The organism is Isoptericola halotolerans (assembly GCF_003003075.1).
Taxonomy (GTDB): Bacteria; Actinomycetota; Actinomycetes; order Actinomycetales; family Cellulomonadaceae; genus Isoptericola; species Isoptericola halotolerans_A.
In genome coordinates, this window is the sequence record NZ_PVTX01000015.1 from 49810 (window position 1) to 55809 (window position 6000).

7 protein-coding genes and 1 pseudogene are annotated in these 6000 nt (G+C 65.2%); 6 read left to right on the forward strand and 2 right to left on the reverse strand.

What is annotated here, in order from left to right; all coding sequences use genetic code 11:
* Window positions 1–355 precede the first annotated feature (355 nt).
* Window positions 356–670 carry a hypothetical protein gene (locus BCL65_RS17130; protein WP_106269726.1) on the reverse strand — a complete coding sequence of 105 codons (315 nt, stop codon included), beginning with the start codon at window positions 668–670 and terminating at the stop codon, window positions 356–358.
* Window positions 671–1312: 642 nt separating this feature from the next.
* The gene (locus BCL65_RS17135; RefSeq protein WP_106269727.1) at window positions 1313–1642 is read right to left on the reverse strand and encodes a type II toxin-antitoxin system HicB family antitoxin; all 330 of its coding nucleotides are present in this window, start codon (window positions 1640–1642) and stop codon (window positions 1313–1315) included.
* 621 nt (window positions 1643–2263) lie between these two features.
* On the opposite strand from BCL65_RS17135, the pseudogene BCL65_RS17145 reads away from it, so the two are divergent.
* From BCL65_RS17145 to BCL65_RS17850, 6 genes and pseudogenes are all read left to right on the forward strand, one after another.
* Window positions 2264–2389 (forward strand): annotated as a pseudogene (locus tag BCL65_RS17145) (cupin domain-containing protein); the annotation flags it as partial.
* 244 nt (window positions 2390–2633) lie between these two features.
* Window positions 2634–3149 carry a flavodoxin gene (locus tag BCL65_RS17150; protein ID WP_165800064.1) on the forward strand — a complete coding sequence of 172 codons (516 nt, stop codon included), beginning with the start codon at window positions 2634–2636 and terminating at the stop codon, window positions 3147–3149.
* A 76-nt stretch (window positions 3150–3225) separates the two neighbouring features.
* Window positions 3226–3534 (forward strand): type II toxin-antitoxin system Phd/YefM family antitoxin, encoded by a 309-nt coding sequence (locus tag BCL65_RS17155; RefSeq protein ID WP_207767764.1) that lies wholly within the window; start codon window positions 3226–3228, stop codon window positions 3532–3534.
* Window positions 3531–3791, forward strand: coding sequence for a type II toxin-antitoxin system RelE family toxin (locus tag BCL65_RS17160; RefSeq protein ID WP_106269728.1), 261 nt, complete (start codon window positions 3531–3533; stop codon window positions 3789–3791). The genes BCL65_RS17155 and BCL65_RS17160 overlap by 4 nt, the downstream gene beginning before the upstream one ends.
* Window positions 3792–4020: 229 nt before the next feature.
* Window positions 4021–4362 (forward strand): hypothetical protein, encoded by a 342-nt coding sequence (locus tag BCL65_RS17165; protein WP_106269729.1) that lies wholly within the window; start codon window positions 4021–4023, stop codon window positions 4360–4362.
* A gap of 567 nt (window positions 4363–4929) precedes the next feature.
* Window positions 4930–5403, forward strand: coding sequence for a hypothetical protein (locus BCL65_RS17850; RefSeq protein ID WP_165800063.1), 474 nt, complete (start codon window positions 4930–4932; stop codon window positions 5401–5403).
* Window positions 5404–6000 lie beyond the last annotated feature (597 nt).

Sequence of the window (6000 nt, forward strand, 5' to 3'; positions counted from 1 at the left end):
TGCCCTAGGCGGCGGCGTCCTCCCAGGTGGGAGCCGTGATCGGAGGGGGACAAGCGCCCCGGTGCGGATGTCTGGCGCAGACGCCCGCACCTGATCCGTCGCATCGAACAGAACCAGCTCGACGACGGGCATATGACCGCTTTGGGCGTCTACCGCGGACCGGTGTCCCCGCCTGGCATACCCGAAGCTCCTGCTCTGGTGGACACCCTTGCGGGTGACGATCGGGACGCACTATCGAGGACTCCTACTACCGTCACGACGCCGCTCCGACCATGTTCGAAGCGTCGGTTTCGGGTCTCCGCCGCACCCCGGGCGAGCTTCTCACGCTTCCGAGGGTCCGCTGCCACCCGTCGGGCTACTCGGACAGCCGGCGGCGCAGTTCGTCCATGGGGTCGGGCGTCGGCGTGACCCGCAGGGATCGTGGCCCCGACGCGGTCCACGAACTGAGCGTCTTCTCGATGCCTGTGAGCGCGTCGACGATCGGCCGCTGAAGTCCGCTGATGTCCGCTTCGCCGAAGGTCATCTCGTACTCATGGATGTGGGCGTCGCCGTCCGACCGCTTGTACTCGACGCGAACGACGAGCGACCTGAGTGTGCCAGTTTCGTGTCCTCCCGTGAGGAGGACCGTTTCGACAAACGACTGTCCAGGAGCCAGCAGTGTGGTCGGCAAAGGGACCTCATTCTGGCCTCTGCCCCCGCGAGGACCTCGTTGCGTCTCGGAGGGACTAGCACCCACTCGCTGACCACGGTAAACCTGACGTCGTGCGCCATCGTCTGACCGTAGTTCTTGAACAACAGCGCAAGGTGCTGTTCGTCAGTGAGTTCGGGGACGGGACTAGCGACCACGTAGGGCCACGTGGCTTGCTTCCGCGCCTTCTCGGTCGCCTCATGGGCTCTGGCGGCATCCTTCTGTGCATCCAGCGCGTCTCGGCGTGTTTGGCGGGCCGCGCGGTACTGAAAGTACGCGTACACGGCCGCCGCTACGGTCGCCACCGCGGCCACGATCACGGCGATCGGCTCGCCGTACTCGATCCAGGTTGGCAGTTCCGAGGCTGAGGCCTGAGGCGATGGCTCCATCATCTGGCCGAGCGTGCCCCCAGAGGTCCGTTTCTGTCATTGCGACACGCGACTTCATCGGTCTTCACGCGGGCCTCGGCCGTCACTCCTAGGGACTGCTGCACGGATGGGTGTCAGCTGACCTGGCTTGCCCACGGGTGGCCGGTAGGGATGCCGCCGTGCGCGAGCTCGATCCCAGACAGCGCGAAGCCTTGGGCCCGAGGTGGGGTCTCGGGGCCGGGGGCTCTGTCGTGTCTCAGGCTGAGGCGAGACGGTCGGAGACGAGTCGGTTGAGTGAGATGTTCTCCTCGGCTGCCTGCTCGACCAGGCGGCGGTGGGTCCGCGGTGGGATCCGCACGCGGAACTCGCCGGAGTAGTGGCGCTCGGACAGCGGCTGGGGGACGGGCTCGCCCGACTCTTCAAGGTCGGCGACGACGTCGCGCGCCAGCTGCTGGATGCCGGAGAAGGCTGAGCCCGATTCTGGCTCGAGCCAGGAGAGCGAGGGCAGCTCGAGCACGGTGCCGACGTACTCCTGGTCCTCTGGCGACCACGCGACGCGGTAGGTGTAGTGCTCTGCGACGCTCACTGTTCCTCCTCCGTGGAGTTCATGTCTTCGAGCTTGTTGATCGCCTCGAGGACCTGTCGGACCTGGTGCGCCTTGGCCTGGCCCTTGCTGTTCTGAATGTTGACCCGGGGGTCGCCCGGCCAGGTGTCTTGTAGACGTGGTGGGACGAGCCGCTCTGTCTCGGCTCTCCGAAGTAGTGCTCGCATACGCTGGCGAGGTCGTCGAAGCTGACGTTGGTCGGGCTGTACCGCATCTGGGTCAACCGTTTGTCGTGCTTCGTCACGAGACCATGGTATCAATAGTGGTACCAGATTGTCGACGGGTCCCGCGAGTGTGCCGTGATCCGTACACCGACGCGGCCATCGTGGGCGCCCCTGAGTCGGTTTCGACGCTCCCGTCGGGAACACGGGATGGCCACCCAGCGCCCGGTGAGAGCCATTGGCGCTCGGTTGTGCGCTGGTCAGCGGGCATCGCTACTGGTCACGCATGAAACCGTGCGGGTTTCAAGTCCCCCTCCGGTCACTCGTTGAGACAGCGACGAACAGGGCCACCGACCAGGGCATATGCCGGTCGGTGGCCCTGTTCGTGTCACTGGCATCTACCCGTGTCCGCACCCTGTGTCCGCACAGGTTGCCCGCGAACTACTGGCACGGCGCCGCCCCGGACGCTTTCATGGAGCACCTCGCGATGCTCGAGAGCGCCGACGACCCCGCCGACACCACGACCTGGCTGGAGCACGTCACCGACGCCGAGTACGGCGCCCGCTGACTGGGAGGCCCTGCCGGTACCCGGCACGGCCGCCACTCCCACATCGCGCCAGGTAGCACGAGCCTGAAGGCATGACGACGACGCGTGAACCGACCCGCAGGGCCCTGCTGAGAGCCGGCCTGTCCGGTGCCGCAGCCCTGGCCGCGGCGTGCACCGCGGCCCCCGACCCGGCGCCGAGCACGACCGGCCCGACACTCGATCGCCCACCGCAGCGAACCCCGAGACGTCCCGGGCCCCCACGAACGTGCTGCTGGTGTACTTCTCCCGCGCTGGCGAGAACTACTACTACGGGGGACGCAGAGACCTCGAGGTCGGGAACACCGCAGTCCTCGTCGGCGTGATCGCCGACCGGATCGAGTGCGACCTCTATGAGATCCGAGAGGATGACCCGTACCCGCATGCCTACGACCCCACGGTCGAGCGCAACCAGCAGGAGCAGCTCGACGATGCGGGATCCGCGATCGCGGGCACGCTCCCGGACGCCGCAGGATACGACGTGGTACTGCTCGGCAGCCCGGTGTGGAACGTGCGTGCACCGATGATCATGTCCACCTTCGTCGAGGGCGTCGACCTGCGGCAGAAGGTGGTGCTGCCGTTCGTCACCTACGCCGTCTCCGGCATGTCCGGCATCGACGCGGACTACCGCGACGCCCTGCCGGACTCGCCCGTCGGCACAGGCCTCGCAGTCCGCGGCGAAACCGTCGCTGACGCCGGCGCGCAACTCGACGACTGGCTCACTGCGGCCGGCCTCATGGAATAGGTGTTGCCGCTCGCGGGGCCAAACCTAGTACGCGGTGTACACAAAAGTCATCATGTCTAAGTGGTACATTATGTGCATGGACACGATGGAACGCCCGGCGGAGTGGGCCCCCGAGTCGGCCACGGCAAGCGTCTCGACCCGAGAGTTGCGCGAAGGTCTGGCGGAGCTGCTGGCTCGCGCGCGGTATGCGCATGAGCGCATCGTCGTGACGAAGAACGGGAAGCCGGCCGGTGCCATTATCGGGATGGAGGATCTTGAGCTGCTCGAACGCCTGGAGGATCTGAACGACCGCTTGCAGTACGACGAGGCCAAGGCCAAGGCCAAGGCCGAGGACGACAGCGAGAACGTGCCGTGGGAGCAGGCGAAGGCCGAGCTCGGCCTGTGACCGGCGCGTACCGCCTCGAGATCCAGCGGCGTGCTCTGAAGGAGCTCGGCAAGCTTGACGCGCAGGTCCGCCGACGCATCTCAGCCGCCATCGACCAGCTTGCCGGCGATCCGCGTCCGAGCGGATGCAAGAAGCTCGTCGGCCGAGACGCGTGGCGCATCCGGGTGGGCGACCATCGCGTCATCTACGAGATCGAGGACGACGTCGTGTTGGTCCGCGTCGTGCGAGTCGCCCACAGACGCGAGGTGTACGAGTAGTACCCACCCGGGCTCGCGTGCGCACGGCCCGAGCCCTAGTCGGCCAGCCTGTGCATGGCCTCGGACGAGCGGGTTCGGCCCCGCGAAGCCACCGAGCCGTGCGAGGTCCTCTGCGCCTCGGTCCGCTGTTCCCGTCGGGAACACTCCCTGACCAGTGGGAGCTTGCCGAGAGCCTCTGTCTCGTGACGGGTCGGTTGGAGGCTTTCATTCCCCGGGAAGGATGAGAGTCATGGCAGCACCGAGAAAGTACCCGGACGAGCTTCGGGAGTGGGCGATCCGGATGGCGGTCGATCCGCGGGGTGACCCGGTGACCCGCAAGGGCGCGTTGGCGCGGGTCGGTGAGCAGCTCGGGTTCAATTCCGAGACGCTGCGCGGCTGGGTCCAGCAGGCCGAGATCGATGTCGGCGACCAATGCGCCAAGGCGAGTCCGTGCGTCAAGACGGTCCGTGAGGAACGGACGGGCAAGACGGTCAAGGTCCGGCACAACTACACCGACCGAGCGGTCTGGTTCTTCTCGAATCCGAAGAATACTTGCGCCGACGTCAATGTCGACCGGACATACAAGGGCTGAGGCGAGCGTGCCGCAGCCAAAGCGCGAGGCGACGAGAAGCGACGCGGGCGACAGCAAGCTGAAGAAGATGCCAACGCGGGATGGTTGACGTGGGATAGGATCGAGAGCTATGCAGGTCTTGCTGCTACCGGGTTGGCGCTACTCACACCGATCTGTCTAGATCTGCGGGATCTCGGGAGCAGGGATATCCCTTAGTCTTGCCGCGGTCGACTACTATCAGGGCGATAGTGGGGGTGCTGCATTGAACCTGGTTTCCGCCGCGACTTTCGGAGCAGGAGGACTGTTGACGCGCGGATCGAGATTGACGATGTCGGCGGGTAAGCCCGTATGGGCGACTCGGAAAGCAGCGCAGGCTGCGGGCCGGCCACACTTGGGGGTGCGTGATGCGACAGCTTCCTCTGGACGTTACGAGCGCGCTTCGGTTTCTCTGAGGCGAGCATGGCGGTATGTGGACCAGGTAGCCTTCCATCCGCACGGGGCGTTTGCGGCCGCGCACATGACGGCTACCCAAACGGTATCCTCCTCGGCATTGAGGGAGTAATGGTGCGGTTCATCAACGTATTTCGAATGGAAGTGCTCATCAGTCTATGGACGCTCAGATTGATCGCTAAACGTCTTGTCCCATCTTGGCGCCACGCCCATGCAGATGGCGAGACGCCCTTCGCTTGGTCCTCGATAGCGCGCGATCCCGAACAGGCATACCGAACAATGCTTGATCTTGCCGCCTTTGGGATGGTGATGATTGGGGCGTCGGGGCTGCTAGTAGTCGGTTTCGCGGTTCGAGTTCTCGACTTCCCTTGGTATCTAGAGCCGCTGCAGTATTGGGTGGTGCTTGCCCCAGTGGTTGTCGCACTCACCTCTTCAGCGGTAATTTACTATCGGTTGAGGAAGCTTCATGCGGCAAGCGGATCTCCGACTAGATCCGTTGATCTCGAAGGCGATCCTAATTTTATGATCGGGTCCTCAATTGCCGGCCTTGTGCTGGCGGGCATCATCTCGGTCGCGCTTTCTGTTGCGCTGCCGAATCCGTCGACTTGGTAGCCGGTGCCGCGGATCGCGCGGTCGTCGTTGCTTGGATAGGCGTGCAGAACTTACGGGGCTGGAGGCGATCGGGGCGCGCTACTACGACCCGGGCTTGGGCAGGTTCGTCTCGGCGGTGATGCTCGGTCCAGGTCGTATGGCACCGACGCGTCTTGCGATGCGCGGAGGCGGCGTGCCCGCGCGAGACTTTCGTCGAACAGGTTCCGCAACGGGTGGTCGCGTGGAAGACGCTGTGGCGGGCCGTGCGTCCCGCTTCACCGGGGTGAGGAGCCTGAAGCGTCCAGAGTTCTTTGACAGGGTGTGTGCCGTCCGGGCTCTGATCTTGTGGGCGCTGTTCCCGTAGGGAACAGCGATGAACCACCCCGAGCCCAGTGAAAGCCGTCGGCGACCGGGTGTACGCAAGTCATCGGGCATTGCTCATGGTCATGCGTACACCCGGACGGATTTCAAGTCCCCCTCCGGGCACTCGTTGAGACAGCGACGACGAAGGCCTCCCGGGTTGGGCAGGTTCTAACGGTCCCCGCAACACCCTGATTTTCTGGGGGTTGCGGGGACCGTGTCGTTTCGGGACGGGCGTGGGGCGCTCAAGGAGAGGTT